This is a genomic window from Aquabacterium humicola, from assembly GCF_030167915.1.
GTDB classification, from domain to species: domain Bacteria; phylum Pseudomonadota; class Gammaproteobacteria; order Burkholderiales; family Burkholderiaceae_C; genus Pseudaquabacterium; species Pseudaquabacterium humicola.
Genome location: NZ_JARGNB010000002.1, coordinates 273,105 through 298,033 on the forward strand (window position 1 = coordinate 273,105; position 24,929 = coordinate 298,033).

Consider the following 24,929-nt stretch of genomic DNA (forward strand, 5'->3'; position numbering starts at 1 on the left):
GAGTCTCGCGCAGTCCCCGCACGAACCTCATCCCGACTCCTGGCGACACGATGAAAAAAGCCCTGACCCTGCTTCCGTTGATGTTGGCGCTGGCCGGCGTGTGCACCCTCGCCCGCGCGCAAGATGCGAAGGCCGGCGATGCGGCCCGCGGTGCGCAGAAGGCCGCGATGTGCATCGGCTGCCACGGCATCACCGGCTACCAGGCCTCGTTCCCCGAGGTCTACAAGGTGCCGAAGATCTCGGGCCAGGGCGGCAAGTACATCGCCTCGGCGCTGCAGGCGTACCAGAAGGGTGATCGCAAGCACCCGTCGATGAAGGCGATCGCGGCGACACTGAGCGACCAGGACATCGCCGACCTGTCGGCCTATTACGAGCAGCAGGGCAAGGGCGACGCCACCTCCGCCAAGCTGGAGGCCCTGGAAGCGAAGGCTCCCGCTGCGCCCGCCGCGCTGAAGGACAAGCTCGCCGCCTGCGTCGCCTGCCATGGCGACAACTTCAGCAAGCCGATCGACCCGACCTATCCGCGCCTGGCGGGCCAACATGCCGACTACCTGTACGCCGCGCTGAAGGCCTACGCGACCGACGGCAATCCGCACATCGGCCGCGCCAACGCGGTGATGCGCGGCCAGCTGGTCGCCGAGGCCGACGGCAAGAAGAAGCTGACCTTCACCCACGCCGAGATGAAGGAAGTGTCGAAGTGGATCGCGTCGCTGCCCGGCGACCTGAAGACGGTCGAGCAGCCGCGCCTGCGCTGATCCGCCGCTTCACGCCTGCCGCAAGAGCCGCCGCCGTGCGGCTCTTGTCGTTTCTGGCCGCCGGGCGATCTCAAGTGGTGCCGTCGGGAAGCCGATATGCCCCGGAAGGACGCCATTGGGGCATGGCCAGCAGCAGCTCGTCACCGTCGCTGAAGAAGATTCCCGTCGCGCAGCTGCGGGTCGGCATGCACCTGCACGCGCTCGACGGCGCGTGGCTGGACCATCCGTTCTGGCGCAGCCGCTTTGTCATCGATGACCCGGCGACGATCAAGGCCCTGCAGGCCAGCCGCATCCGTGATTGCTGGATCGACATCGAACGCGGGCTCGACGTCGCGCCGCCGCCGGCCGATGCGCCGCCGGCCACGGCACCGCCCGCGATGTTCACGCCGTCCGCGGCGTTCACGCCGTCCGCGCCGTTCACGCCGCCGCCCGTGTTCACGCCGCCGCCGGCGATCACCCCGACATCGGTTGTCGCGCCGGCGATCTCGGCCGCGCTGCCGCCGCGCGAACGAACCATCCGCCTGCCGGTGCCGCCGCGACCCACGCCGCAGGCGCCCGAGGCACCGCCCGCCGCGAAGGCGCCGGCCGAGCCGCCGCAGGCGCTGGCCGCCGAGCTCCAGCAGGCCGCCGAGATCTGCCAGCGCTCGCGCGCGGCGGTCAGCGCGCTGTTCAACGAGGCCCGGCTGGGCCGCGCGGTGGACACCGAGCACTGCCTGCCGCTGGTCGACGACATCACGCGCTCGGTCTTCCGCAATCCTGGCGCGCTGGTCAGCCTGGCGCGGTTGAAGACCCGCGACGACTACACCTACATGCACTCGGTGGCCGTGTGCGCGCTGATGGTCGCGCTGGCACGCCAGCTCGGCCACGACGACGAGCAGTGCCGCGTCGCCGGCATCGCCGGGCTGCTGCACGACCTGGGCAAGGCGCTGATGCCCTCGGACATCCTGCTCAAGCCCGACAAGCTGACCGACGTCGAATACGCGGTGATCCGCAAGCATCCGGAGCGTGGCTACGAGATGCTGCGCGAGGGGCGCGGCGCGCCCGAGCCGGCGATGGACGTCTGCCTGCACCACCACGAGCGCCCCGACGGCCGCGGCTACCCGCACGGGCTGGTCGGCGACGCGATCTCCGAGCTCGCGCGCATGGGCGCGGTCTGCGACGTCTACGACGCGATCACCTCGAACCGGCCCTACAAGAGCGGCTGGGACCCGGCGGAGTCGATCGCCCGCATGGCCTCGTGGAAGGGCCAGTTCGACGACCGCCTGCTGACCGCCTTCATCCGCAGCCTCGGCATCTACCCGGTGGGCTCGCTGGTGCGGCTGGAGTCGCTGCGCCTGGCGGTGGTGATCGACCAGAACCCGCAGACGCTGGTGGCGCCGGTGGTCAAGGCCTTCTATTCCGTGAAGTCGCAGATGCCGATCACGCCGCAGCTGATCGACCTGTCGCGTTCCAGCGGCGTCGACCGCATCGTCGAGCGCGAGCCGCCGGAGCGCTGGAACTTCCCGCAGCTGGACTGGCTGTGGGCGGGTGACCGCGCGCGTCGCGTGCGTTGAAACGCCGACGGGGTTTCCCCGGTCGGGGGCTGGCACGGCTCGTGCCTACACTGCCCGCACGTTCATTCGCCCTCCAGGGGAAGACCATGCATCGCTCGCTCCGTCACGGCCTGCTCGCCTCGGCCGTCCTGCTCGCCTCGGGCCTCGCGCAGGCCCAGACCCTGCGCTGGGCCAGCCAGGGCGATCCGCAGACCATGGACCCGCACTCGCAGAACGAGTCCATGACCAACATGATGAATGGCCAGGTCTACGAGGGCCTGGTCGCGCGCGACAAGAAGCTCAACATCGTGCCGTCGCTGGCCACCGAGTGGCAGCAGACCGCGCCGCTGGTGTGGCGCTTCAAGCTGCGGCCCGGCGTCAAGTTCCACGACGGCACCCCGTTCAACGCCGACGACGTGGTGTATTCGATCGAGCGCGGCCAGTCGGCGACCTCGCAGATCAACAACTACGCGAAATCCGTCGGCACGCCGAAGAAGATCGACGACCTGACGGTGGAATTCCACCTCAGCAAGCCGAACCCGATCTTCCTCGAGCACATGGCCGCGCCGCTGTGGATCCTCAGCAAGCCGTGGTCCGAGAAGCACAAGGTCACCCGGCCGCTGGACTTCAAGAACAAGGAAGAGACCTACGCGTCGATGAACGCCAACGGCACCGGGCCGTACATGCTGGTGAGCCGCCAGCCCGGCATCAAGACGACCTACAAGCGCAACCCGAACTGGTGGAACAAGCACGAAGGCAACGTGCAGGAGATCGTCTACACCCAGATCTCCAACGACTCCACGCGGCTGGCGGCGCTGGTCTCCGGCGAGATCGACTTCGTGCTCGACCCGGCGCCGCGCGACGTCGCCCGGCTGCGCAACACCGCCGGTGTCAAGGTGATCGACGGTCCGGAGAACCGCATCGTCTTCATCGGCATGGACCAGCACCGCGACGAGCTGCTGCACGGCAGCGTGAAGAACAAGAACCCGTTCAAGGACCTGCGCGTGCGCCAGGCGCTCTATCACGCGATCGACATCGAGACGATGAAGGTCAAGCTGATGAACAACCAGAGCGTGCCGACCGGCGGCCTGACGCCGTCGCCGCTGGGCGCCTTCAATGACCCGGCGATCGAAGGCCGCTTCCCGTACGACATGGCCAAGGCCAAGCAGCTGATGATCGACGCCGGTTATCCGGACGGTTTCGAAGTCACGCTGGACTGCCCGAACAACCGCTACATCAACGACGAGGAGATCTGCGTCGCGCTGGCGTCGATGTGGGCGCAGCTGAAGGTCAAGGTGCGGGTCAACGCGATGCCGCGCGCGGTGTACTTCCCGAAGCTCGAGAAGTTCGACACCAGCATGTACATGCTCGGCTGGGGCGGCGCGGTGACCGACGCCGAAACCACGCTGACGCCGGTGCTGCGCAACAACCTCGGCGACGGCTCGGGCATCGGCTTCTACAACTACGGCCGCTCGAAGAACGACAAGTTCGACGCGATGGCCGCCGCGACCAGCGTCGAGACCGACGCGAAGAAGCGCGAGCAGCTGGTCAAGGCCGCGTTGAAGGAATACAAGGACAACGTGCACACCTTGCCGCTGCACCGCCAGATGATCCCCTGGGCGGCGCGCAGCAACGTCAACGTGGTGCACCGCGCCGACAACTGGTTCGAGGTGCACTGGGTCACGATCAACAAGTCGAACCCCTGATCTCGCACTCCCATGAAGAAGGGCGACCCCGGGTCGCCCTTTTTTCATGCCGCTTTATTCAGGCCGCTTTCTCAAGCCGCTTTCGCGCGCTCAGCGCGTCGCCCGGCGCCGCACCGCGTCGAGGTAGGCATGGCCGTCCGGCGGCTGGCCGCTGCGCTGCGAAGCCCAGATCATCTCGCCCAGCGCTTCCATTGCCTCGTGCTGCGCGTCGTGCAGCGAGCCGCGCTTCGCGGCCAGCAGTTCCACCGCCTGGCGGATGCCGGCGGGCTGGTCGATGCTGCACTGCTCGCTGATCGACAGGTGCATCGACAGGTGCAGGAAGGGGTTGGCGCGGCCGTCCTCGACGCGGTAGTCGCGTGCCAGCGCCGCCTCGACGTCGGCCAGCTCGGCGTGGTACTCCGGATGCTCGGCGATCCAGCCGGCGGCCAGCGTCTCGATCGGCGTCAGCGGCTGCTTTGCGCGGTCCTTGCGCCACGCCTCGCAGAAGAAGCGGCGCACGTCGTGTTGGGAGGGTTGGAACATGGCGACAATTGTCCGCTTCCATGCTGCCCGTGATCACCGACCCGGCCTTCTACGCCGTGGCCATTCCCGCCGTGCTGCTGATGGGCATCAGCAAGAGCGGCTTCGGTGCCGGCTTCGGTGCGCTGGCCGTGCCGCTGATGGCGCTGGCCGTGCCGGTGCCGCAGGCCGCCGCGGTGATGCTGCCGCTGCTGGCGATCATGGACGGCTTCGGGCTGAAGGCGCTGTGGCGCGAGACCGACCGTGCGCTGCTGAAGCTGCTGCTGCCGGCCGGGCTGCTCGGCACGGTGATCGGCACGCTGTCGTTCGGCCTGCTGGCGCCCAGGACCGTGGCCGGCATCGTCGGCGGCATCACGCTGGTCTTCCTCGCGATCCGGGTCTTCTTTCCGCCGAAAGCCGATGCGCCGCCGCCGTCCAGGGCGCTGGGTGTGATCGCCGCCACCACCTCGGGATTCACCAGCTTCGTCGCCCATGCCGGCGGGCCGCCGATCGGCTTCTACCTGCTGCCGCTGAAGCTGCCGCCGATCCGCTTCACCGCGACGCTGGCGGTGTTCTTCGCGGCGATCAACCTCAGCAAGTGGATTCCGTATGCGGCGCTCGGCCTGATCGACCTGAAGAACATGGGCACCTCGCTGGTGCTGGCGCCGCTGGCGCCGGTGGGCGTGTGGCTGGGCGTGCGGCTGGTGCGCGTGATCCCGCAGGCGCTGTTCTACCGGCTCTTCAGCCTCGGCATGCTGCTGACCGGCAGCAAGCTGCTGTGGGACGGCTTGCGCTGAAGGTCACCGTCCGTCGTTCGCTGGCGCCGCATCCTTCGGCGCCGACCCGTCGTGCCAGCCATGCCGGTTGCGCTGCGCCGCCGCGTCCGCGCGCTCCTGCGCCCACAGCTGCTCCAGCTGCTGGCGTCCGGCCTTCGCCAGTGCGATCAGCTTCTGCTGGTCGCCCAGGTGCGGCGCCATCTGCTCCACCAGCTCGACGTTGTGCTGGCGAAAGCGCATCGCCTGCGTGCGCGCGGTGTGCGGCTGCCAGCCCAGCGACTCCAGCACGCTGCGGCCGCTCATCAGCGCCGAATCGAGCGTCTCGCGCTCGATCAGCGTGACGCCCAGCTGGCGCAGCCGGTAGAAGTGGGTGACGTTGCGCGCCCGCGCCACGATCGTCAGCTGCGGGAACTGCGTGCGCACCAGCTTGGCGACCGCGACGCTCTGCTCGACGTCGTCGATCGCCAGCACGAACACGCGGGCCTGCGCGGCCCCGGCGACGCGCAACAGGTCCAGCCGCGCCGCGTCGCCGTAGAACACGCGCCAGCCGAAGCGGCGCACCGCCTCGACCTGGTCGGCGTCGTGCTCGAGCACCGTGGCCTGCAGGCCGGCCGCGTTCAGCAGCCGGCCGACGGTCTGCCCATAGCGGCCGAAGCCGGCGATGATCACCGGCGCATGCTGCGGCTCGTCGATCTCCGCCGGCTTCGGCCCCTCGCGGCGGGCGGCCAGCCGCGGTGCGATCCAGCGGTCGGTGGCCACCAGCAGCAGCGGCGTCAGCAGCATCGACAGCGCGACCGCCGCCACCAGGAAGGACGACGCCTCGGCGCCGATGACCTTCGATTGCTGCGCGGTCTGGAAGACGACGAAGCCGAACTCGCCGCCCTGCGCCAGCAGGATGCCGAACACCGGCCGCTCGCCCAGCGGCAGCGGCATCGCGCGCGCGATCAGCGCCAGCACCACCGCCTTGACCGCCAGGAAGCCGAGCACCACCGCGGCGATCAGCAGCGGCTGCCGCAGCACGACCGCGAAGTCGATGCTCATGCCCACCGCGATGAAGAACAGGCCCAGCAGCAGGCCCTTGAACGGCTCGAGGTCGGTTTCCAGCTCGCGCCGGTATTCGCTCTCGGCCAGCAGCACGCCGGCGAGGAAGGCGCCCAGCGCCATCGACAGCCCCACCGACTGCATCAGCGTCGCGGTGGCCACGACCAGCAGCAGCGATGCCGCGGTGAAGATCTCCGGCGTGCGGCTGCGCGCGATCCAGCGCAGCGCCGGCCGCAGCGCGAGCCGCCCGCCGAGGATGATCAGCGCGATCACGCCGAAGGCCTTTCCGAGGCCGCGCCAGTCGATGCCGTCGCCGTCGCCCGGCCCGACCGCCAGCAGCGGCACGATCGCCAGGATCGGGATCGCCGCGATGTCCTGCAGCAGCGCGGTCGACAGCACGCCCTGGCCGCCCGCGGTGGCCATCAGGTTGCGCTCGGCGAGCACGCCGAGGCCGATCGCGGTGGACGACATCGCCAGCCCCAGCCCGGCGACGATGGCCAGCCGCCCGTCGGCGCCGAAGGCCCAGCCGATCAGCCCGATCAAGGCCGCGCTGCCGAGCAACTGCGCGCTGCCCCACCCAAAGATCGGCCGCCGCAGTGCCCACAGCCGGCGCGGCTCCAGTTCCAGGCCGACGAGGAACAGCATCAGCACGACGCCGAACTCCGCGAAATGCAGCATCGCCTGGGCATCGGTCACCAGCTTCAGGCCCCACGGGCCGATGACGATGCCGGCGCCGAGGTAGCCGATGATCGAGCCGAGGCCGAGCAGCCGCGCCAGCGGCACCGCGAGCACCGCGGCAGCGAGGTAGACGAGGCTGGTCGAGAGCCAGCTGTTGGCGTGTTCCATGCCGCTTCAGTCCCCCGAAGGCCGCGCGTCCGCCGGCACCTCGCGCAGTTCGCACATCTCGATCTGATCCAGCTCCGGCCATTCCGGATAACTCTCGAGACGAGCGGCAAAGGTGGCCGCATGCTCGTCGATCACCGCATCCGATACGCGATGCGCGCCGTGCAGCACGAAGGGCGGCAGGAAGCGCATGCCGGCGAGGGCGGCGGTCTGGTCGTAGGGCGGCATGAAGGAATCGAAGAAGTAGCGGTTGTAGCCGTCGGAGCGGTAGGAGGTGTCGGGTCCGCCGGTGGACGTTGCCAGCCACAGGTCGCGCCCGACCAGCGCCGTGCCGCCGTGCCCGTAGGCCCAGCCGAAGGCGAAGACCTCGTCGAGCCACAGCTTCATCAGCGGCGGCATGCCGTACCAGTGGATCGGGTGCAGCCAGACCACGAGCTGAGGCGCCGCTGCTCGGCCGTCCGTAGGCGGCGCGCCCTCCCTCGGGGAGGTGGCCGCGGAGCGGCCGGAGGGCCATCCCTCCAGCGCGCGCTGCTCGGCCGCGACATCGATCAGGTAGTCCGGATACAGCGCGTACAGGTCGCGCACCTCGATCGATGCGCCGCGGGCCGCGAGGCCGCGGGCGGCCTCGGCCAGGCGGCGCGAGACGCGGGAGTGTTCGAGCTGCGGATGGGCGACGTGCACCAGGATGCGGGCCATGGGATCGGGCGGGGGGACGGGATTCGGGACGGGGGCCCGGGCCGCGCCGGGGCCTCGGTAACATAGCAGGGATTCGAACGATGCCTGCGGAGGAGCCTGCATGCCGGTGATCGTGGTCGCCAACCCGAAGGGTGGCGTGGGCAAGAGCACCCTGGCCACCAACGTGGCCGGCTGGCTGGCGCGCCGCGGGCATGCGGTGATGCTGGGCGACGCCGATCGCCAGCAGTCGGCCCGCCAGTGGCTGCAGCAGCGCCCCGCCCAGGTGCCGCGCATTGCGGGCTGGGACATCGACGCCGACCACCTGGCGAAGCCGCCGAAGGGCACGACGCATGTGGTGCTCGACACCCCGGCCGGCCTGCGCGGCAAGCGGCTCGACGCGGTGATGAAGCTCGCCGACAAGGTGCTGGTGCCGCTGCAGCCGAGCCTCTTCGACATCCAGGCCACGCATGCCTTCCTGCGCGAGCTCGCCGCCCATGCGCGCGCCGACGCGGTGGCGGTCGGCCTCGTCGGCATGCGCATCAAGGAGCACACGCATGCCAACCTGCACCTGCATGAATTCGTCGCCACCTTGCCGTTTCCGCTCATCGGCGACCTGCGCGACACCCAGAACTACGTTCACCTGGCCGCGCGCGGGCTGTCGCTGTGGGACATCGCGCCCGGGCGCGTCGAGCGCGACCTGGCGCAATGGCAACCCCTGATCGAATGGATCGAACGATGACCGACCCCGTGCGCATCCCGACACTGGCCTCGCTGCAGGGCCGCCTCGGCGAGCGCCTGGCCACCAGCGACTGGGTGCTGGTCGACCAGGCGCGCATCGACCGCTTCGCCGAGGCCACCGGCGACTACCAGTGGATCCACGTCGACCGCGAGCGTGCCGCCGCCGGCCCCTTCGGCACGACGATCGCGCACGGCTTCCTGACGCTGTCGCTGATCCCGGAGCTGGCCGACAAGGCGATGCAGATCGACGACGTGCAGATGGGCGTCAACTACGGCCTGAATCGCGTGCGCTTCACCGCGCCGGTGCCCTCGGGCAGCCGCGTGCGCGCGCACTTCATGCTGAAGGACTACCAGCCGATCGACGGCGGCGCGCAGCTGACGATGGAAGTCAGCGTCGAGCGCGAGGGCAGCGACAAGCCGGCCTGCATCGCCGAGACGGTGTCGCGCCGCTACACCTGAGCGCGGAGCCGGCCGTGATGAAGGTGCTGTTGATCGACGACCAGGCGCTGATCCTGGCGGCGCTGCAGCGTGTGATCCGCCGCCTCGGCGACGACGTCACGCTGGTCGGCGTCGATCACCTGGCCGATGCGCGCTCGGTGCTGCGCGGCGAGGCCGCGTTCGACATGGCGATGATCGGCCTGGCGCTGGACCAGCCCGACGGCTTCGAGCCGCTGGCCGAGCTGCGCCGGCGCCATCCCGAGCTGCCGGTGGTCGTGCTGTCCGACAGCGACCGCATGGCCGACGTGATCCGCGCGATCGACATGGGCGCGATGGGCTTCGTCGGCAAGCGTTCCACCGGCGACGAGCTGCATGCGGCGCTGGCGATGGTGATGTCCGGCGGCGTCTACATGCCGCCGGTGATGCTGGGGCTGGTGCGCCCGCCGCCGGGACTGGAGGGGGGCGACACCGTGCCCTCGGTGATGCGCCCGAGCGGTGGCGACGATGCCAGCGCCGCACCGACCGAGCCCGGCCTGCCGCTCGACCTGCGGGAGCCCCAGCCGGCGCCGGCCACGCAGCCGGGCGAGCTGCCGCGCCGTCCCAGCCTCGACGGCTTCGGCCTGACGCCGCGCCAGGCCGACGTGCTGACGCTGCTGCTGAAGGGCCTGCCGAACAAGCTGATCGCGCGTGAGCTCGGGCTGTCGGTCGACACGGTGAAGGACCACGTCGCCGCGGTGCTGCGGGCGCTGGGCGTCACCTCGCGCACGCAGGCCGTGCTGGCGGTCGGGCAGCTGACGCTGGGTCCGCAGGGCGCGGGCTGGCGGCCGCGGGAGGACTGATCTCGGCCGCGTCCTTTCCGCTGCAGGCGCTGGCCTTCGAGCTCGAACGCGGTGCCATCGACGATGCGGGCGAGGCGGGCGACGAGCGCGCCACCGTCTGGTTCGTCGACGGTGCGCCCGACCCGGCGGCACTGGCGCGGCGCTTCGACGACGAGTGGGCGGCTTGGTACGGACCGGCGCTGGCGCCGCACGCCGCCACCATCGGCCGGCTGCTGGCGCTGGATGCACACGAGCCGGTGGCCCCCGCGCTGCGGCAGTGGCCCGACGGCCGCCATGCCACCGTGCGGCTGCCGTGGCGCTGGCTGCTGCCGGTGATCCGACGCCGCGAGCGCAGCCTGCGCATCGGCGGCCTGCAGCCCGCCGGTCAGGCCGCGCTGCTGGAGGCCGCGCAGCACGCGCTGCCGCCGGCCTGGCGGCGCAGCCGCGGCGTCGAGCTGCGCCTCGTGCTGCAGACCCGCATGGTCTGGGGCGCGCTGGCGGAGCCGGCACCGGGCCCCGGTGGCGTGAGCTGGCGGCCGTGCGCGGTGCGTGCCGACGGCGTGCAGCCGACCCCCTGGCGCTGGACCGTCGACCATGGCCGGTGTGCCGGTGCGATCGCCGACGCAGCGTCACCGCTCGAGCGCCGGCTGCGCGGGGGCGTCGGGCTGATGTTGCTGCAGCCGGTGCTGCGGCTCGAACGGCCGGCGCCGCCGGCCGCGGTCCGCCTGCATGCGCAGGGGCGGGCCTGGTTGCAGCGTGTGGCCGGCGGCGAGCACGCGACCGATCCGGCCTTCGCGCGGCGCCTCTCGGCGGCCGAGGCCTTCTGGGCCGGGCGGCTGCCCGACGCGGTGACCGAGCCGGCGGCGCAGGCCGCCGCGCTGCGCCGCGGGGCCTGGCTGCGTCCGGCCAGCCGCCGTGCGCTGCGCCACGGCGATGCGGCGATCGAACGCGAGCATGTGGTGCTGCTGCCCGATGCCGGTGGCAGCGTGCGCGACGGCTTCGGCGACGCCCTGGCACCGGCGGCCCCCTCCGCCGACACCGCGCACGAGGCCCCGATGTGGCCGGGCCTGCCGGTGCTCGACGGCGTGGCCGCGTGGCGCTTCGAGCTCGATGCCTGGCGGCCGCTGGACCACCAGCTGGAGCGCCTGGCGGCGGCGGTCGAGAAGCAGATCGTCGCCCCGGCCGGCCCGCTCGCCCGCGGCCATCGGCTGGTGCTGCTCGGCCACGGCAGCGGCGGCTGCCTCGCGCGTTTTGCGCTCGACGGCCTGCGCCGCAGCGTCGCGTCGCGCGGCTGGCGCGTCGAGGCGCTGGCCATCGGCAGCCCGCAGCTGGGCGCCGACCTCGCGGCCTTCGGCGCCGAGGCCTGGCCGCCGTCGGCCTTGCCGCGCGGCCTGGCCGACCTGCTGCCCGCGGCGATCCAGGCCCGCGCGGGCGGCGACGCCGCGCGTTTGCCGCCGGGCCTGTGGCTGATGGGCTCGGTGTGGGGCCTCGGCGGTGACGGCGGGCCGGGCCGCGTCATCGACGACCCCAGCGCCCCGCCGGCCGCCGACGATGGCCGCTTCGCGTTGCGCTCCGCGCTGGCGGGTCGCACGCCGCCGCGCTCCGGCGATGCGCCGCCGGACGACGGCGTGGTGGTGATCGACGCATCACCGGCCCTGCACGCGCACTACCTCGCGCTGCCGGCCGTGCGGCGTCAGGTCCAGCGCGCGCTGGACCACCTGCTCGGCCGCGAAGGCTCCTGGGCCTGAGCCCGCCGGCCGCCGCCAGGGCGAATGCCGGGAGCGGCACGGCCCGAACGGCCCCCTGAGCCCCGAAGGGCCCCCGCGGCACGGCGTCAACGGGATGCGCAGAGCGTGACCCCCCGCGACTGAACCGCGAGCGAGTTCTGGTTCAGGTCGACCGCGCCGGTGGCCAGTGTGTACGTCCCCGCGGGGATCGATACGGTCTGGCCGCCGCGCACGTTGGCCGCGGTGCTGACAAGCAGCTCGAGCTCGTCGTTATCGGGCACCGTCAGCGCGGTGGGCAGGTCGATTGGTGCCCCCACGAACACCGGCACCATGCCGTAGGAATCGCTGAACCACTGCAGCACGTTCTGCGAGATCGGCTCCACCAGCGACAGCGACCAGTAGTTCCTGCTCCACGCCTGCCAGGGCGTGGCCGGCCCGATGACGGCATAGATGTTGGCCGTGGCCGACCAGCCGTTGTTCCCGAAGCTGACCTTCAGCCGCATGCGCTGGTCGGCCCCGTTGCTGCTGCAGCGCAGGTCCTCGAAGCTGGAGACATGGATGTAGGGACCGAAATTGAGCTTGTAGCTGCTGGTGGTGCAACTGCCCTTGCGGTCGCAGATCCGCAGGTCCACCGGCCACTCGCCGTTCCAGGCGATGTTGAAGACGTTGTGGTCGCCCATCAGCCGGTAGCGGTCGAGCCGCAGGCGGTAGACCACCTCGTTGGGCGCGAACTCCGTGTACTCCACCCGACCGGCCTGTGCCAGCCGATTCACCACCGTCAGCACGTGCGCTGTCTTGTCGATTCCGGCCACGAACACCCTGAACGTGTTCCAGTCGATGTCGCTCGAGCCGTCGCGGTCCATGGCGGTGAAGACGATCTCGCCGTTGGCCATTTCCGACTGGAATACGCTGGCCGGCAAATCCGCCTGCGCATCGCGCAGCCGGATCGACGGTGGGTTGTTGAAGTTGCACTTGCGGTCCACCAGCGCGCGGGCCTGCACGATGCGATCGGTGAGGCGGGCGACGCCCAGCGTCAGCATGTCCTCGCTCGGCGAGGCGCTCTTGATCGTGATCTGGATGATCGTGTTGTGCCGCGGCGCGAGGAAGTGGATGTCCTGCTCGCCCGGGGTGTCGTCGTAGAAGATCATCTGCTGCCCCTCGGCAGCGGCCAGTACCTTGTAGCCCCAGCGATAGGGGTTGATGTTGTTGAAGGTCGCCACTTCGCGCTGGAACATCGCGGTTGCGTCTGCCTGGCTGCGGAACGACATCACGGTCACGGACACGTTGTTGGCGAAGCGCTGGTCCGCCGTCTTCGCCGGCGATGCCACCATCAGGAAGAAGGTGGTGAGCAGCGTTCTCTCCTGCACGCTGTCGAGGTCGAAGTAGTTCGGCCCCGGCGTGTTGCTGTGCTCGATGCGCGTGCTGCGCTCGACCGGGAAGTACGACGCGTCCTGGTTGCTCCAGGTCGTGATCTGCGCGCACTCCGCGGCGAATGCCGGCGCCATCGCGATGCCGAACAGCAATGCGCACAGATGGCACGTGACCACAACCAGCCGGTCGACGAAGCGAGGAACGGACACGATGGCACCTCCTGTGCCGCCCATCCTCGCGGGCCGGCCAGCCCGCCGATTGCGTTCGCGCAATGCGTTGCGCCAAGGTTGGCCGAGAGTCGCAGGTTCCGACCACCTCGGGCGCATGACGCTGCTGCTGGCCGAGGTGCAGGCCCAGCTGCCGGGAGGCGCGCGCAGCTACCGCTTCTCGCAGCGCAGCGCCGAGGGCAGCGCGACGTACGAGCTGAGCTACAAGCTTCGCACCTGGGCGCGCACCGGGGATCGCGCCCGTCCCGCCGTTCGCCGCCGCTGCGTGCGTCGGGGCGGCGTTCGCCGCTCAGGCCGGCGCGTACGCCAGCCGCACGTAGATCGGCGCGAAGGCCTCGGCCTGCGTCAGCTCCAGCAGGCGCTCGCGGGCCAGCTCGAGCATCGCGATGAAGGTCACCACCATCACCGCGGGGCCGCGCACGGGATCGAAGAGCTCGTGGAACTCGACGAAGCGGCGGCCCTGCAGCGTGCGCAGCACGATGCTCATGTGCTCGCGCACCGACAGCTGCTCGCGGCTGATCTTGTGGTGCTGCGTCAGCTTCGCGCGCTTGAGGATCTGGCCCCAGGCCTCGCGCAGGTCGTCGAGCTCGACCTCGGGGAAGCGCGGCAGCAGGCTCTGCTCGATCGTCACCTGCGCGCGCAGGAAATCGCGGCCCAGCAGCGGCAGCTGGTCGAGCTTGGCGGCGGCGAGCTTGATGCGCTCGTACTCGAGCAGGCGGCGCACCAGCTCGGCGCGCGGGTCCTCGACCTCGCCGCTGTCGTCGCTCTTCTTCGGCGGCAGCAGCATGCGCGACTTGATCTCGATGAGCATCGCGGCCATCAGCAGGTATTCGCTGGCCAGCTCGAGGTTGCGCGTGCGGATCTGGTCGACGTACTGCAGGTACTGGCGCGTGACGTCGGCCAGCGGGATGTCGAGGATGTTGAAGTTCTGCTTGCGGATCAGGTACAGCAGCAGGTCCAGCGGGCCTTCGAAGGCCTCGAGGAAGACCTCCAGCGCATCCGGCGGGATGTACAGGTCCTGCGGCATGCGGAACAGCGGCTCGCCGTAGAGGCGGGCGACGGCGACGCCGTCCACCGGCAGGCCGTCCGCGGCGCCGGCGGGCGTCGTGGCATCGTCCGGCGGCGCCAGCGCGGCGTCGAGTTCCGACACGGCGGTTCCGGCCTCAGCCGCCGCAGGGCCGCCCCAAGGCGGCTGAGGCCCCCTCGGGGGGCAGGAGCGAAGCGACGTGGGGGTTCATTCAGCGCGGCTTGCTGCGCCCGAAGTAGACGTAGGGCTGCTGCGGCACGCTCGCGGCGCGGTACTCGGTCTCGGCGCCACGGTCGATCTGCTTGTCCCACAGCAGGCCGCGGCCGGCACGCTGCTCGGCCTCCAGCGACGGCTTGGCGGACTTCAGCTGTTCGATGAACTGCGTGACGTCGGACGTGTAGGGCTTCCAGAAGAACGGCATGGTGGCGTCGGCGGGCGCGAAGGAACCCGGAATTCTACCGAGCGGCCCTGCCGCGGCGGTTGACGTCGCCCAACAGGCATTTGGTCACTGATGCCGGCAGCCCGTCCCGCGCTACCATGCGGCCGCCCGCCGCTGCCGCGGCCAGGGCTCGTTGGGATGCACGGGAGAAGCGTTTGCACGGCTTCGATGCAAGACAGTGGTGGCCGGCGGGTTGGCGCCGGGCGCGCGCCGTCGTGGCTGCGCTGCTGGCCGGCGCCGTGCTGCCGCTGCAGGCGGCCGACGCGCCGGCGCTGATCACGCTCGTCGAAGGCGCCGCGCCGCTGCTGGTCGAAGGCGCGCGCAGCCTGACCGCGGCGCCCGGGCTGAAGCTCAACGCCGCGACCATCATCGACACCACCCCCGCCACCGCGCTGCTGCGGGTCGAATTCGCCGACGGCAGCCTGCTCGACCTCGGCCCCGAGACCCGCGCGATGCTGCTGCCGCCCGGCCTGGCCGGCAGCGGGCCGCGGGCACCGGCCTTCTACCTGCTGCAGGGCTGGGCCAAGCACACGGTGTCCGGCGGCGCGAAGGCCGGCGGCCAGCTCGCGTTCGCGGCCGAGGTGCTGCAGCCCTCGGGGGTGACCGTCAGCAGGGTCAGCGGGGATGCGCTGCAGCTGTTCGTCGAGAGTGGTGGGCTGCAGCTGCAGGAGCGCCGCCTCAAGCCGGCGTCCACGCTCAACCTCAAGGGCGGCGAGTTCTACGAGCGCGACGGCGCCGACAAGGGCCGCATCAGCCCGCGCCCGGTGCCCGACTTCCTGAAGTCCGTGCCGCGTGCGTTCCGCGACACCATCCCGCCGCGCGCCGCGCAGCTCAAGGGCCGCCCGCCCGAACCGCAGGCGGCGCCGGCGCCCGGTTATGCCGGCCTGAAGGCCTGGCTCACCGCCGAGCCGGTGATCCGGCGCGAGTTCCCGCGCCGCTTCGCGCAGCCTGCGCGCGAGCCCGCCTTCCGCGAGGCGCTGGTCAAGAACCTCGCCGCCCATCCCGAGTGGGAGCCGGTGCTGTTTCCACCGAAGCCGGCGTCGTCGCCGGCGTCCGTCCTGTCCCCCCGTTCCTAAGTTGCCGCCATGAAACTGCTGCTCAAGTTCAACCTGATCTTCGTGCTGGTGATGGCGCTCGGTGTCGGCGTCAGCGGCTACATCAGCCGCGACCTGCTGCAGCGCCATGCGCAGGAAGAGGTGCTCAACAGCGCGCGCCAGCTGATGGAGAACGCGCTCGCGGTGCGCAACTACACCGCGTCGCAGATCACCAAGCTGCTCGAGACGCAGATGAAGTACGAGTTCCTGCCGCAGTCGGTGCCGAGCTACTCGGCCACCGAGGTGCTGGCGACCTTGCGCACCAAGTACCCCGAGTACGCCTACAAGGAAGCGACGCTGAACCCGACCAATCCGCGCGACCGCGCCGACAGCTGGGAAGTGGACATCGTCAACCAGTTCCGCAACAACGCCGAGCTGAAGGAATTCGTCGGCCAGCGCGACACGCCGGCCGGCCGTTCTTTGTACGTCGCGCGGCCGGTGCGCATCACCAACCCCGCCTGCCTGACCTGCCACTCCAGCGTCGAGGCGGCGCCCAAGACCATGGTCGACAAGTACGGGCCGGCCAACGGCTTCGGCTGGAACCTCAACGAGGTGGTGTCGGCGCAGATCATGTCGGTGCCGATGGAGCTGCCGCTGCGCCGCGCCGAGCAGACCTTCAAGGTGTTCATCGGCTCGCTGGTCGGCGTGTTCGTCGCGGTCGGCGTCGTGCTGAACCTGATGATCTGGTTCGTCGTCGTGCGGCCGGTCACGCAGCTGTCGGCGCTGGCCGACCGCGTCAGCCAGGGTGATCTCGAAGCGCCCGATTTCGCGAGAAAGAGCCGTGACGAAATCGGCGTTCTCGCCGATTCCTTCGCCCGCATGCGCGCCAGCGTCGTGCAAGCGATGAAGATGCTCGACACCTGAAGCGGGTCTTGACGTCCGTCAGCATCCCACCCCCGTAAGTCCGCCCGTGAACCACCCGGAACGTCTCGGCAAGTACCAGATCACCGACGTGCTCGGCCAGGGCGCGATGGGCGTGGTCTACAAGGGCTTCGACCCGGACATCCGGCGCGTGGTGGCGCTGAAGACGATCCGCCGCCAGTTCGACGACGGCAGCGAATCGGGCCAGACGATCGCCGCGCGCTTCCGCAACGAGGCGCAGGCCGCCGGGCGGCTGCTGCACCCGGGCATCGTCGGGGTCTACGACTTCGGCGAGGACCAGGGCGTCGCCTACATCGCGATGGAGTACGTCGAGGGCAACACCCTCGCGCACTACCTGACCAGCCGCATCCGCTTCACCGACGAGGACATCCTGAGCCTCGTCGGGCAGTTGCTGGAAGCGCTGACGCATGCGCACGAGCGCGGCGTCTGGCACAGGGACATCAAGCCGGCGAACCTGATCATGACGCGCGCCGGCAAGCTGAAGGTGGCCGACTTCGGCATCGCCCGCGTCGATGCAGCCGGGCTGACGCAGGCCAACAGCGTGATCGGCACGCCGATGTACATGGCGCCCGAGCAGTTCATCGGCGCGGCGATCGACCACCGCGTCGACATCTACGCCGCCGGCGTCGTGATGTACCAGCTGATCGCCGGCCGGGCGCCCTTCCTCGGCTCGCCCGACGCGCTGATGTACAAGGTGGTGCACGAGGTCGCGCCGCCGCCGTCGCTGATCGAGGACGCCAACCGCAGCGACCGTTTCGACGCGATCGTCGCGACGGCGATGTCCAAGCAGCCGGAGCGGCGCTTCGCGACCGCCGAGGCCTTCCGCGCCGCGGTGATCGCCGCGGCCAACGCACCGCTGTCGCCGACGGTGTCGGACGAGACCATCGTCAAGCTGCCGATGCGGCCGGCCGGCGTGGCGGTGGCCGCCCCGTCGACCGCCGGCTCCTCCGGTTCGGTGACGCACTGGGAAAAATCGGTGCTGGCGCAGGCGGAACACTCGCTGGCGCGCCACGTCGGCCCGCTGGCCAGCGTGCTGGTGCGGCGCGCGGCGAAGGAATGCCACGACCTGCCCTCGCTGTACGCGAAGCTCGCCGAGCAGGTCACGAATCCGCAGGCGCGCAGCGCGTTCATCAGCCTCGGCGCCGTGCGCAGCACCGGCAGCGGTGCGCCCACCACCGTCGGCCGCACCGGCTTCGCCAGCACCGGCGGCGCGGGCGGCCGCACGTTCGGCACCTCGATGGGTTCGGGCAGCCTGGCCACGGTCGCCGCCGAGGCGGTGCGGCTGTCCGATCCGGCGATCGAACAGGCGCAGAAGCTGCTGGCCGCACACGTCGGCCCGATCGCCAAGGTGGTGGTGCGCAAGGCCGCCGAGAAGACGCGTTATCGCGAACCCTTCTTCTCGCTGCTGGCCGATGCGGTCAGCGATCCGGTGGCGCGGCAGAAGCTGCTGACGGAGCTGGCGAAGCTGACCTGAGCGCCTGCGCCGCCTCCTCGGGCTCGCGCCACAGGTCCGCCACCGTCGGCACGATCTGCGCCTGGCCGATCTCGTCGGCGAAGCCCGAGCGCTGGATCAGCCCCAGCGGCTGCTCGTTGACGTTGGCCAGCACCAGCGCGATGTCGCGGCGCTTGAGCGTACGGAAGAGCTGCTGCAGCGCGTCGATGCCGGAGGTGTCGATCGAGATCAGCCGGTGCATCTCCAGCACCACCGCGCGCGTGCCTTCGGGCACCTGCTGCGGCAGCGACTCGATCTTGCCGACCGCGCCGAAGAACAACGAGCCGAACAGCTCGAAGACGGCGACACCCGGCGGCAGGTCACCGAAGCGGCTGTGCTCCGGGTGGTGCTGCACGCGGAACAGCTGGCTCATGCGCCAGATGAAGAAGCCGCAGGCCAGCAGCAGGCCGACCTCGACCGCCACGGTCAGGTCGAAGACCACCGTCAGCACGAAGGTGCCGACCAGCACCACGCGGTAGGGCAGCAGGAAGTGCTTCAGGCGCGCGAACTCGCGCCATTCGCCCATGTTCCAGGCGACGAACAGCAGGATGCCGGACAGCGCCGCCAGCGGCACGTTCAGGGCCAGCGGCGCCGCCACCAGCATGATCGCCAGCAGCGTCAACGCGTGCACGATGCCCGCCACCGGCGTCGCCGCGCCGGCGCGCACGTTGGTCACCGTGCGGGCGATCGTGCCGGTGGCCGGGATGCCGCCGAAGAAGGGCGCCACGATGTTGGCGACCCCCTGGGCCATCAGCTCCTGGTTGGGGTCGTGGCGCGCGTGTTCGGGCGCGATGTTGTCGGCCACACGCGCGCACAGCAGCGACTCGATGGCGCCGAGCAGCGCGATCGTCACGCTGGGGATCACCAGCAGGCGCGCGGTCTCCCAGCTGAACTCCGGCAGCTCGAAGGCCGGCAGCGACTGCGGAATGCCGCCGAAGCGCGAGCCGATGGTCTCCACGGGCAACTGCAGCGCCCAGGTGGCGAGCGTCGCACCACCGAGCGCGACGACGGTGCCGGGCAGCCGGGCGGCGGTGACCCGGAGCCGGCCGATCCAGCCCGGGGGCATGACCGGCGGCAGCGCCCAGGCCTTGGGCCACAGCACGACGACCGCCAGGCAGGCCAGGCCGATGCCCAGCGCGACCGGGTTGATGGAATCGAGGTGGCGGCCGATGGTCGCCAGCTGCGAGAAGAAGTCCGCCGGCATGCGGTCAACCTGCAGCCCGAGCAGGTCCTTCAGCTGCGACAGCCCGATCAGCACCGCGATGCCGTTGGTGAAGCCGATGACGATGGACACCGGGATGTAGCGCACCAGCACGCCCAGCTTCAGCCAGCCCAGCAGCAGCAGCAGCACGCCGGCGATGGAGGTGGCGATCAGCAGGTTCGCGAGCCCGTAGCGCTGCACGATGCCGTAGACGATCACGATGAACGCACCTGCCGGCCCGCCGATCTGCACCTGCGAGCCGCCCAGCGCGGAGATCAGGAAGCCGGCGATGACCGCGGTGAACAGGCCCTGCTCGGGCTTCACGCCCGAGGCGATGGCGAAGGCCATGGCGAGCGGCAGGGCGACGATGCCGACCGTCACGCCCGCGCCGAGGTCGGCGAGGAAGGTGGCGCGCGAATAACCGGCCAGCGCGTCGATCAGGCGCGGGCGGAAGCGATGGAACTGCTGCAACGACGGAAGGGGCATGCGGGTTCCGGACGGCAGGACGAACGAGAGGCGTCGTTCTCGCTTCAGCGGCGCGGGTCGGGCGACATCGGATTCCAGATCGGCGTGAAGGCGAACGGCGGGTCGGCCTGCGCATTCACCTGCACCTTCACCGCGTGCATGCGCGATTCGCCGAAGACCTGCAGCCGCCACAGGTTCGCGATCGGCGCGCCGCGGCGGTTCACGAAGGGCTGGTCGGTCAGGTAGCGGTGGCTGTCGCCATGCACCAGCAGCACCGGGCGGCCGGCGTCTTCGGCCAGCGGCAGCAGCGTGCGGGTGATGGTGGCCTCGAAGCCGCGGCGCACGCGCGCCGGGCGGCGTGCATCGGCGCCGTGCAGCACGTCGGCCTGCGTGGCCAGCACGATCGCCTGCGCACCGCGCTGCTGCGCCAGCGCGAAGGTCGCGCGCAGCCAGGCGGCGTTGGCCGCATCGCGCTCGCCGGCGTCGCTGCGCAGGGCCGGCATCGCATGCGCCGCGTTGTTGTCCGGGCCGACGGTGTGGAAGGTCGCGAACAGCACGCCCTCGTGCCACCAGCGCAGGTTCTCGCGCATGCGCTCGAACGCCGGCATCACGTCCGCCTGGCGCTCGACGGCGATCGGGCGTCGCCCCAGCGACCAGGCTTGCGCGAAGAAGCGGTCGCGCAGCGCGAACAGGCGCTCGATCGGGTCGGCGCCGGTGCGCCCGCAGTCGCTCCAGTCGTTGTCGCCCGGGGTGAAGACCAGCGCACCGTCGAAGCGCTGGAAGTGATCGAACTGGCGCTGGTACACCTCGTCGGTGCAGGGCGTGTAGCCCTCCTTGAAGTCGCCGACATGGACGGCGAACGGCGGCTGCTCGGCATTGATCTGCTCGATCAGGCGCCGGTAGGCCGGGCCGGTCATCGCCTCGGCGCCGTAAGGCATGTCGCCGAGCGCGACGAAGAAGAAGGGCGCCGCGGCGGCGCCCGTGGCTGCGGCGAGCAGCAGGCCGGCGGCGAGAGGGCGCATGAGGGCGCGCACGAAGGGCCGCACCAAACGGCCCGCATGCGGGCCCGCGAGGAGGCCCCGGGGTGGCCCCGCGCTCAACGCACCCGCATGCCGGGTGTCGCGCCGGCGTGGGGCTCGAGGATGAAGATGCCGGGCTGCGCCTTCTCGTCGGCGTGGCTGGCGGCGAGCACCATGCCCTGGCTGAGCCCGAACTTCATCTTGCGCGGCGCGAGGTTCGCCACCACCACCGTGTACTTGCCGACGAGGTCCTGCGGCGAATAGGCGCTCTTGATGCCCGAGAACACCTGGCGCAGCTCGGGTTCGCCGACGTCCAGCGTCAGCTTCAGCAGCTTCGAGCTGCCCTCGACGGCGCTGGCGTCGACGATCTTCGCGATCCGCAGGTCGACCTTCGCGAAGTCCTCGATGCCGATCTCCGGCGCCAGCGCTTCGCCACCGGGCAGCTGGGCCGCCTCGGCGGCCGGTGCGGCCGCGTCCGGCGTGCCGGCGGGCGGCTCGAACAGCGCCTCGAGCCGGGCCGCGTCGACCCGCTGCATCAGGTGCTTGTACTCGCCGATCACATGGCTGCCGAGCGAACGCGACGCGTCGCTGAACTGCATCGCCGGAACCTTCAGGAACCCCTCGACCTTCGCTGCCAGCGCCGGCAGGATCGGCTTCAGGTAGATCGTCAGCACGCGGAAGGCCTCGATGCACACCGAGCAGACGTCGTGCAGCGCAGCGGCCTGCTCGGGCTGCTTGGCCAGCTCCCACGGCTTGTGCTGGTCGACGTACTCGTTGACGCGGTCGGCCAGCATCATGATCTCGCGCACCGCCTTGCCGAATTCGCGTTCCTCGTAGAGCTGCTCCACCGTCGCGCGGTGCGCGCGCAGGCCGTCGAGCAGCGCGCGGCCCTCGACGCCCAGGTCGGCCGACAGCCGGCCGCCGAAGCGCTTGGTCAGGAAGCCGGCGGCGCGGCTGGCGATGTTGATGTACTTGCCGATCAGGTCCGAATTGACGCGGGCGACGAAGTCGTCGGGGTTGAAGTCGATGTCCTCGACGCGCGCATTGAGCTTGGCGGCGATGTAGTAGCGCAGCCATTCGGCGTCGAGCCCGAGCTCGAGGTAGCGCAGCGGGCTGATGCCGGTGCCGCGGCTCTTGCTCATCTTCTCGCCGCTGACGGTGATGAAGCCGTGCACGAAGACCCAGTTCGGCACCTTGCGGCCGCTGAAGTGCAGCATCGCCGGCCAGAAGAGGGTGTGGAAGTAGACGATGTCCTTGCCGATGAAGTGCACCTGCTCGACGGCCGGATCGGCGAGGTAGGCCTCCATGTCCTGCCCGCGCTTGTTGAACAGGTTGGCCAGCGAGGCCAGGTAGCCCACCGGCGCATCGAGCCAGACGTAGAAGTACTTGCCCGGCGCGTCGGGGATCTCGATGCCGAAGTAGGGCGCATCGCGGCTGATGTCCCAGTCGCCCAGGCCGCCCGAGACGACGCCGTTGGCGTCCTCGGTCTTCGTGAACCATTCGCGGATCTTGTTGCCGACCTCGGGCTGCAGCTTGCCGTCCTGCGTCCACTGCTCGAGGAAGGCGATGCAGCGCGGGTCGGACAGGCGGAAGAAGTAGTGCTCGCTCGACTTGCGTACCGGCGTCGCGCCGGACAGCGCCGAGAACGGGTTCTTCAGGTCGGTGGGCGCATACACGGCGCCGCAGTTCTCGCAGGAATCGCCGTACTGGTCCTTCGCGCCGCACTTCGGGCACTCGCCCTTGATGTAGCGGTCGGGCAGGAACATGCCCTTGACCGGGTCGAAGAACTGCTCGATCGGGCGCACGTCGATCAGCTCGTTCTTGCGCAGGCCGAGGTAGATCTCGCGCGCCAGGCGGTGGTTCTCCGGCCCGTCGGTCGAGTGCCAGTTGTCGAAGGCGATGTGGAAGCCCTGCAGGTACTGCGGCCGGCCGGCAGCGATGTCGGCGACGAACTGCTGCGGCGTCTTGCCCGCCTTCTCGGCGGCGATCATGATCGGCGCGCCGTGCGCGTCGTCGGCGCAGACGAAGTTGACCTCGGCACCGCGCATGCGCTGCGCCCGCACCCAGGTGTCGGCCTGGATGTACTCCATCATGTGGCCGATGTGGAAGGCTGCGTTGGCGTAGGGCAGGGCCGTGGTGACGAAGAGCTTGCGGGTCATGGGGGCATCCCGGGGAGACGAGGGGCGATTTTAGGCGGCCGCCCTGCACGCGCACCTAAGATCGTCGGCATGACACAGCCCCCGTTCCAGTTGCAGCATCTCGACCACCTCGTGCTGCGCGTGGTGGACCTCGACGCCATGGAGCGTTTCTACTGCGACGTGCTCGGCTGCACGGTCGAGAAGCGCCAGGAGAAGATCGGCCTCGTGCAGCTGCGTGCCGGCAGCGCCTTGATCGACCTGGTGCCGGTGACCGGCCAGCTCGGCCGCGCCGGCGGCGCCGCGCCGGGCCGCGAAGGCCGCAACCTCGACCACTTCTGCCTGCGCATCGATGTCTACGACGAGGCCCGGCTGCGCGACTGGCTCGGCCGCTGCGGCGTCGCGGTGGGCGAGGTCGGCTCGCGCAACGGCGCCGAGGGCGAGGGGCCGTCGATGTACCTGCGAGACCCCGAGGGCAACGGCATCGAGCTGAAGGGCGACCCATGGCCCGGCGGCAAGGCTCCGGACTAACCCGGTTCCTGTCCCGGGCGCGACGCGGGACGATGGTCCCGTGCGCCTAGCATCGCCCGCACGCGTGGTGCTGCCGTCCCGAGCGTGCTTCGGCGCGGGCCCGGCGCGGTGATTCCGGTGACCCTCAGGAGACAAGCGATGACGAGCAGACGCATGCTGGTGGCCGCGGCCGCCTTGGTGGCGGCACTGGCGCCGGCGGGCAGCGCGCTGGCCCAGGCCTGGCCGACGGCGAAGCCGATCACGATGATCGTGCCCTGGCCGCCCGGCGGCTCGACCGACCGCCACCTGCGCACGCTGGCCGAGATCGCGTCGAAGCACATCGGCCAGCAGATCGTCATCGAGAACAAGCCCGGCGCCGGCGGCACGCTGGGCCCGTCGACGATGGCGCTCACCGCCAAGCCCGACGGCTACACGATCGCGCAGTTCCCGATGGGCATGCTGCGCATCCCGCACATGCAGAAGGTGCCCTGGCACCCGCTGAACGACTTCAGCTTCATCATCGGCGTGTCGGGCTACACCTTCGGCTTCACGGTGAAGGCCGATTCGCCGTACAAGACCTTCAACGACTACATCGAGGCCGCGCGCAAGGCGCCGAACAAGGTCGACTACGGCTCCACCGGCGTCGGCACCTCGCCGCACCTGCTGATGGAGGAGATCGCGGCGAACGCCAAGGTGCAGCTGACGCACGTGCCGTTCAGGGGCAATGCCGACCTGCAGCAAGCGCTGCTCGGCGGCCACGTGCAGGCGCAGAGCGATGCCACGGGCTGGGACAAGTTCGTCGACGGCGGCCAGATGCGGCTGCTGGTCACCTTCGGTGAGCAGCGCACCAAGCGCTGGCCGGAGGTGCCGACGGCCAAGGAGCTCGGCTACGGCGTGGTCTCCTCGTCGCCCTACGGCCTCGTCGGCCCGAAGGGCATGGACCCGGCGGTGACGAAGGCGCTGCACGACGCCTTCAAGAAGGCGCTCGACGACCCGAAGCACATGGAGGTGCTGGGCCAGCTGAACCAGGAGGTCTGGTACCGCAGCGGCGAGGACTACGCGGCCTGGGCGCGCGAGGTCTACGCGAAGGACAAGGCGCTCATCGAGCGCCTCGGCCTCGGTGCGAAGTAGCGCGGCGCCGTCGCCTCAGGCCCGCACGGCCTCGACGTTGTTGCCGTCGGGGTCGATCAGGAAGGCCGCGTAATAACTTTCGGAGTACGCGGGGCGCGGCCCGGGCGCGCCGTTGTCGCGGCCACCCTCGCGCAGCCCGGCGGCATGGAAGGCCTGCACCGCCTCGGGCGTCTTCGCGCTGAACGCGACGTGGCAGCCGGTCAGCCGCGGAAAGTCATGCAGGTGCAGCCACAGCGACGGCGCACCCGGTGGCCCGAAGCCGGCGTAGTCGTCGCCGCGCGGCCCGGCGACGAAGCCCAGCGGCGCGAGCACCGCTTCGTAGAAGCGGCAGCTCGCCGCGAGGTCGTGGACACGCAATCCGACGTGGTCGAACATGGACATGGTGTGGC

23 protein-coding genes are annotated in these 24,929 nt (G+C 70.6%); 13 read left to right on the forward strand and 10 right to left on the reverse strand.

Annotation, left to right across the window (positions count from 1 at the left end):
* Positions 1–50: 50 nt before the first annotated feature.
* From P1K89_RS11520 to P1K89_RS11530, 3 genes are all read left to right on the forward strand, one after another.
* A complete protein-coding gene (locus P1K89_RS11520; protein WP_284616593.1) occupies positions 51–755 on the forward strand; it encodes a c-type cytochrome in 705 nt (234 codons plus the stop codon).
* Positions 756–877: 122 nt separating this feature from the next.
* Complete coding sequence (locus P1K89_RS11525) at positions 878–2,308, forward strand: cyclic di-GMP phosphodiesterase (protein WP_284616594.1); 1,431 nt, start codon at positions 878–880, stop codon at positions 2,306–2,308.
* An 86-nt stretch (positions 2,309–2,394) separates the two neighbouring features.
* A complete protein-coding gene (locus tag P1K89_RS11530) occupies positions 2,395–3,993 on the forward strand; it encodes an ABC transporter substrate-binding protein (protein ID WP_284616595.1) in 1,599 nt (532 codons plus the stop codon).
* 90 nt (positions 3,994–4,083) lie between these two features.
* Here P1K89_RS11530 and P1K89_RS11535 read toward each other — a convergent pair whose 3' ends face one another.
* On the reverse strand, positions 4,084–4,515 hold the full coding sequence (locus P1K89_RS11535) for a DUF1841 family protein (RefSeq protein WP_284616596.1): 432 nt from the start codon (positions 4,513–4,515) through the stop codon (positions 4,084–4,086).
* A gap of 20 nt (positions 4,516–4,535) precedes the next feature.
* Between P1K89_RS11535 and P1K89_RS11540 the strand changes: the two genes are divergently transcribed.
* On the forward strand, positions 4,536–5,288 hold the full coding sequence (locus P1K89_RS11540) for a sulfite exporter TauE/SafE family protein (RefSeq protein WP_284616597.1): 753 nt from the start codon (positions 4,536–4,538) through the stop codon (positions 5,286–5,288).
* Positions 5,289–5,291: 3 nt separating this feature from the next.
* Here P1K89_RS11540 and kefC read toward each other — a convergent pair whose 3' ends face one another.
* Positions 5,292–7,154: a glutathione-regulated potassium-efflux system protein KefC gene (gene kefC / locus P1K89_RS11545; RefSeq protein WP_284616598.1), complete on the reverse strand. Its 1,863-nt coding sequence runs from the start codon at positions 7,152–7,154 to the stop codon at positions 5,292–5,294.
* A 6-nt stretch (positions 7,155–7,160) separates the two neighbouring features.
* Complete coding sequence (locus P1K89_RS11550) at positions 7,161–7,847, reverse strand: NAD(P)H-dependent oxidoreductase (protein ID WP_284616599.1); 687 nt, start codon at positions 7,845–7,847, stop codon at positions 7,161–7,163.
* A 100-nt stretch (positions 7,848–7,947) separates the two neighbouring features.
* Between P1K89_RS11550 and P1K89_RS11555 the strand changes: the two genes are divergently transcribed.
* The 4 genes from P1K89_RS11555 (at position 7,948) to P1K89_RS11570 (ending at position 11,568) form a co-directional block, all read left to right on the forward strand.
* Positions 7,948–8,565, forward strand: a complete 618-nt coding sequence (locus P1K89_RS11555) for a ParA family protein (RefSeq protein WP_284616600.1) — start codon at positions 7,948–7,950, stop codon at positions 8,563–8,565.
* Entirely contained in the window at positions 8,562–9,023 is a 462-nt protein-coding gene (locus tag P1K89_RS11560; RefSeq protein WP_284616601.1) for a MaoC family dehydratase, read from the forward strand. Before P1K89_RS11555 ends, P1K89_RS11560 begins: the two co-directional genes overlap by 4 nt.
* A gap of 17 nt (positions 9,024–9,040) precedes the next feature.
* A complete protein-coding gene (locus tag P1K89_RS11565) occupies positions 9,041–9,841 on the forward strand; it encodes a response regulator (protein WP_284616602.1) in 801 nt (266 codons plus the stop codon).
* 236 nt (positions 9,842–10,077) lie between these two features.
* Positions 10,078–11,568 carry a hypothetical protein gene (locus tag P1K89_RS11570; protein WP_284616603.1) on the forward strand — a complete coding sequence of 497 codons (1,491 nt, stop codon included), beginning with the start codon at positions 10,078–10,080 and terminating at the stop codon, positions 11,566–11,568.
* An 86-nt stretch (positions 11,569–11,654) separates the two neighbouring features.
* On the opposite strand, the gene P1K89_RS11575 is transcribed toward P1K89_RS11570, so the two are convergent.
* The 3 genes from P1K89_RS11575 to P1K89_RS11585 all read right to left on the reverse strand — a co-directional run bounded on the left by P1K89_RS11575 (position 11,655) and on the right by P1K89_RS11585 (position 14,593).
* Complete coding sequence (locus P1K89_RS11575; protein ID WP_284616604.1) at positions 11,655–13,127, reverse strand: hypothetical protein; 1,473 nt, start codon at positions 13,125–13,127, stop codon at positions 11,655–11,657.
* Positions 13,128–13,434: 307 nt separating this feature from the next.
* Positions 13,435–14,295 (reverse strand): segregation and condensation protein A, encoded by an 861-nt coding sequence (locus P1K89_RS11580; protein ID WP_439897973.1) that lies wholly within the window; start codon positions 14,293–14,295, stop codon positions 13,435–13,437.
* Positions 14,296–14,383: 88 nt separating this feature from the next.
* A complete protein-coding gene (locus P1K89_RS11585) occupies positions 14,384–14,593 on the reverse strand; it encodes a DUF3460 family protein (protein ID WP_284616605.1) in 210 nt (69 codons plus the stop codon).
* A gap of 233 nt (positions 14,594–14,826) precedes the next feature.
* Here P1K89_RS11585 and P1K89_RS11590 point away from each other — a divergent pair, with 233 nt between their 5' ends.
* From P1K89_RS11590 to P1K89_RS11600, 3 genes are read left to right on the forward strand one after another with little or no spacing between them, the layout of a single operon-like run.
* A complete protein-coding gene (locus P1K89_RS11590) occupies positions 14,827–15,687 on the forward strand; it encodes a FecR family protein (RefSeq protein ID WP_284616606.1) in 861 nt (286 codons plus the stop codon).
* Between the two features lie 9 nt (positions 15,688–15,696).
* Positions 15,697–16,569, forward strand: a complete 873-nt coding sequence (locus P1K89_RS11595) for a Tll0287-like and HAMP domain-containing protein (RefSeq protein WP_284616607.1) — start codon at positions 15,697–15,699, stop codon at positions 16,567–16,569.
* 46 nt (positions 16,570–16,615) lie between these two features.
* The gene (locus P1K89_RS11600) at positions 16,616–18,061 is read left to right on the forward strand and encodes a serine/threonine-protein kinase (RefSeq protein ID WP_284616608.1); all 1,446 of its coding nucleotides are present in this window, start codon (positions 16,616–16,618) and stop codon (positions 18,059–18,061) included.
* Here the strand turns inward: P1K89_RS11600 and P1K89_RS11605 are convergent.
* The 3 genes from P1K89_RS11605 to metG form a co-directional block, all read right to left on the reverse strand.
* Positions 18,006–19,766 (reverse strand): SulP family inorganic anion transporter, encoded by a 1,761-nt coding sequence (locus P1K89_RS11605; RefSeq protein WP_284616609.1) that lies wholly within the window; start codon positions 19,764–19,766, stop codon positions 18,006–18,008. The genes P1K89_RS11600 and P1K89_RS11605 overlap by 56 nt on opposite strands.
* 44 nt (positions 19,767–19,810) lie before the next feature.
* On the reverse strand, positions 19,811–20,767 hold the full coding sequence (locus P1K89_RS11610) for a hypothetical protein (RefSeq protein WP_284616610.1): 957 nt from the start codon (positions 20,765–20,767) through the stop codon (positions 19,811–19,813).
* A gap of 74 nt (positions 20,768–20,841) precedes the next feature.
* Entirely contained in the window at positions 20,842–22,923 is a 2,082-nt protein-coding gene (gene metG, locus P1K89_RS11615; protein WP_284616611.1) for a methionine--tRNA ligase, read from the reverse strand.
* Positions 22,924–22,992: 69 nt separating this feature from the next.
* Here metG and P1K89_RS11620 point away from each other — a divergent pair, with 69 nt between their 5' ends.
* Together P1K89_RS11620 and P1K89_RS11625 are read left to right on the forward strand one after the other, a co-directional pair.
* Complete coding sequence (locus tag P1K89_RS11620; RefSeq protein WP_284616612.1) at positions 22,993–23,430, forward strand: VOC family protein; 438 nt, start codon at positions 22,993–22,995, stop codon at positions 23,428–23,430.
* A 138-nt stretch (positions 23,431–23,568) separates the two neighbouring features.
* Positions 23,569–24,540 carry a tripartite tricarboxylate transporter substrate binding protein gene (locus P1K89_RS11625; protein WP_439897974.1) on the forward strand — a complete coding sequence of 324 codons (972 nt, stop codon included), beginning with the start codon at positions 23,569–23,571 and terminating at the stop codon, positions 24,538–24,540.
* A gap of 15 nt (positions 24,541–24,555) precedes the next feature.
* Here P1K89_RS11625 and P1K89_RS11630 read toward each other — a convergent pair whose 3' ends face one another.
* The gene (locus P1K89_RS11630) at positions 24,556–24,921 is read right to left on the reverse strand and encodes a VOC family protein (protein ID WP_350081037.1); all 366 of its coding nucleotides are present in this window, start codon (positions 24,919–24,921) and stop codon (positions 24,556–24,558) included.
* Positions 24,922–24,929 lie beyond the last annotated feature (8 nt).

Excerpts from the sequence above, each read along its gene's own strand:
- P1K89_RS11540 (WP_284616597.1), top strand. The coding sequence starts at position 4,536 with ATGCTGCCCGTGATCACCGACCCGGCCTTCTACGCCGTGGCCATTCCC.
- P1K89_RS11555 (WP_284616600.1), top strand. The coding sequence starts at position 7,948 with ATGCCGGTGATCGTGGTCGCCAACCCGAAGGGTGGCGTGGGCAAGAGC.
- P1K89_RS11605 (WP_284616609.1), bottom strand. The coding sequence starts at position 19,766 with ATGCCCCTTCCGTCGTTGCAGCAGTTCCATCGCTTCCGCCCGCGCCTG.
- P1K89_RS11610 (WP_284616610.1), bottom strand. The coding sequence starts at position 20,767 with ATGCGCCCTCTCGCCGCCGGCCTGCTGCTCGCCGCAGCCACGGGCGCC.
- P1K89_RS11630 (WP_350081037.1), bottom strand. The coding sequence starts at position 24,921 with ATGTCCATGTTCGACCACGTCGGATTGCGTGTCCACGACCTCGCGGCG.
- P1K89_RS11560 (WP_284616601.1), top strand. The coding sequence starts at position 8,562 with ATGACCGACCCCGTGCGCATCCCGACACTGGCCTCGCTGCAGGGCCGC.
- P1K89_RS11520 (WP_284616593.1), top strand. The coding sequence starts at position 51 with ATGAAAAAAGCCCTGACCCTGCTTCCGTTGATGTTGGCGCTGGCCGGC.
- P1K89_RS11595 (WP_284616607.1), top strand. The coding sequence starts at position 15,697 with ATGAAACTGCTGCTCAAGTTCAACCTGATCTTCGTGCTGGTGATGGCG.
- P1K89_RS11525 (WP_284616594.1), top strand. The coding sequence starts at position 878 with ATGGCCAGCAGCAGCTCGTCACCGTCGCTGAAGAAGATTCCCGTCGCG.
- P1K89_RS11625 (WP_439897974.1), top strand. The coding sequence starts at position 23,569 with ATGACGAGCAGACGCATGCTGGTGGCCGCGGCCGCCTTGGTGGCGGCA.
- metG (WP_284616611.1), bottom strand. The coding sequence starts at position 22,923 with ATGACCCGCAAGCTCTTCGTCACCACGGCCCTGCCCTACGCCAACGCA.
- P1K89_RS11550 (WP_284616599.1), bottom strand. The coding sequence starts at position 7,847 with ATGGCCCGCATCCTGGTGCACGTCGCCCATCCGCAGCTCGAACACTCC.
- P1K89_RS11585 (WP_284616605.1), bottom strand. The coding sequence starts at position 14,593 with ATGCCGTTCTTCTGGAAGCCCTACACGTCCGACGTCACGCAGTTCATC.
- P1K89_RS11535 (WP_284616596.1), bottom strand. The coding sequence starts at position 4,515 with ATGTTCCAACCCTCCCAACACGACGTGCGCCGCTTCTTCTGCGAGGCG.
- kefC (WP_284616598.1), bottom strand. The coding sequence starts at position 7,154 with ATGGAACACGCCAACAGCTGGCTCTCGACCAGCCTCGTCTACCTCGCT.
- P1K89_RS11620 (WP_284616612.1), top strand. The coding sequence starts at position 22,993 with ATGACACAGCCCCCGTTCCAGTTGCAGCATCTCGACCACCTCGTGCTG.
- P1K89_RS11565 (WP_284616602.1), top strand. The coding sequence starts at position 9,041 with ATGAAGGTGCTGTTGATCGACGACCAGGCGCTGATCCTGGCGGCGCTG.
- P1K89_RS11530 (WP_284616595.1), top strand. The coding sequence starts at position 2,395 with ATGCATCGCTCGCTCCGTCACGGCCTGCTCGCCTCGGCCGTCCTGCTC.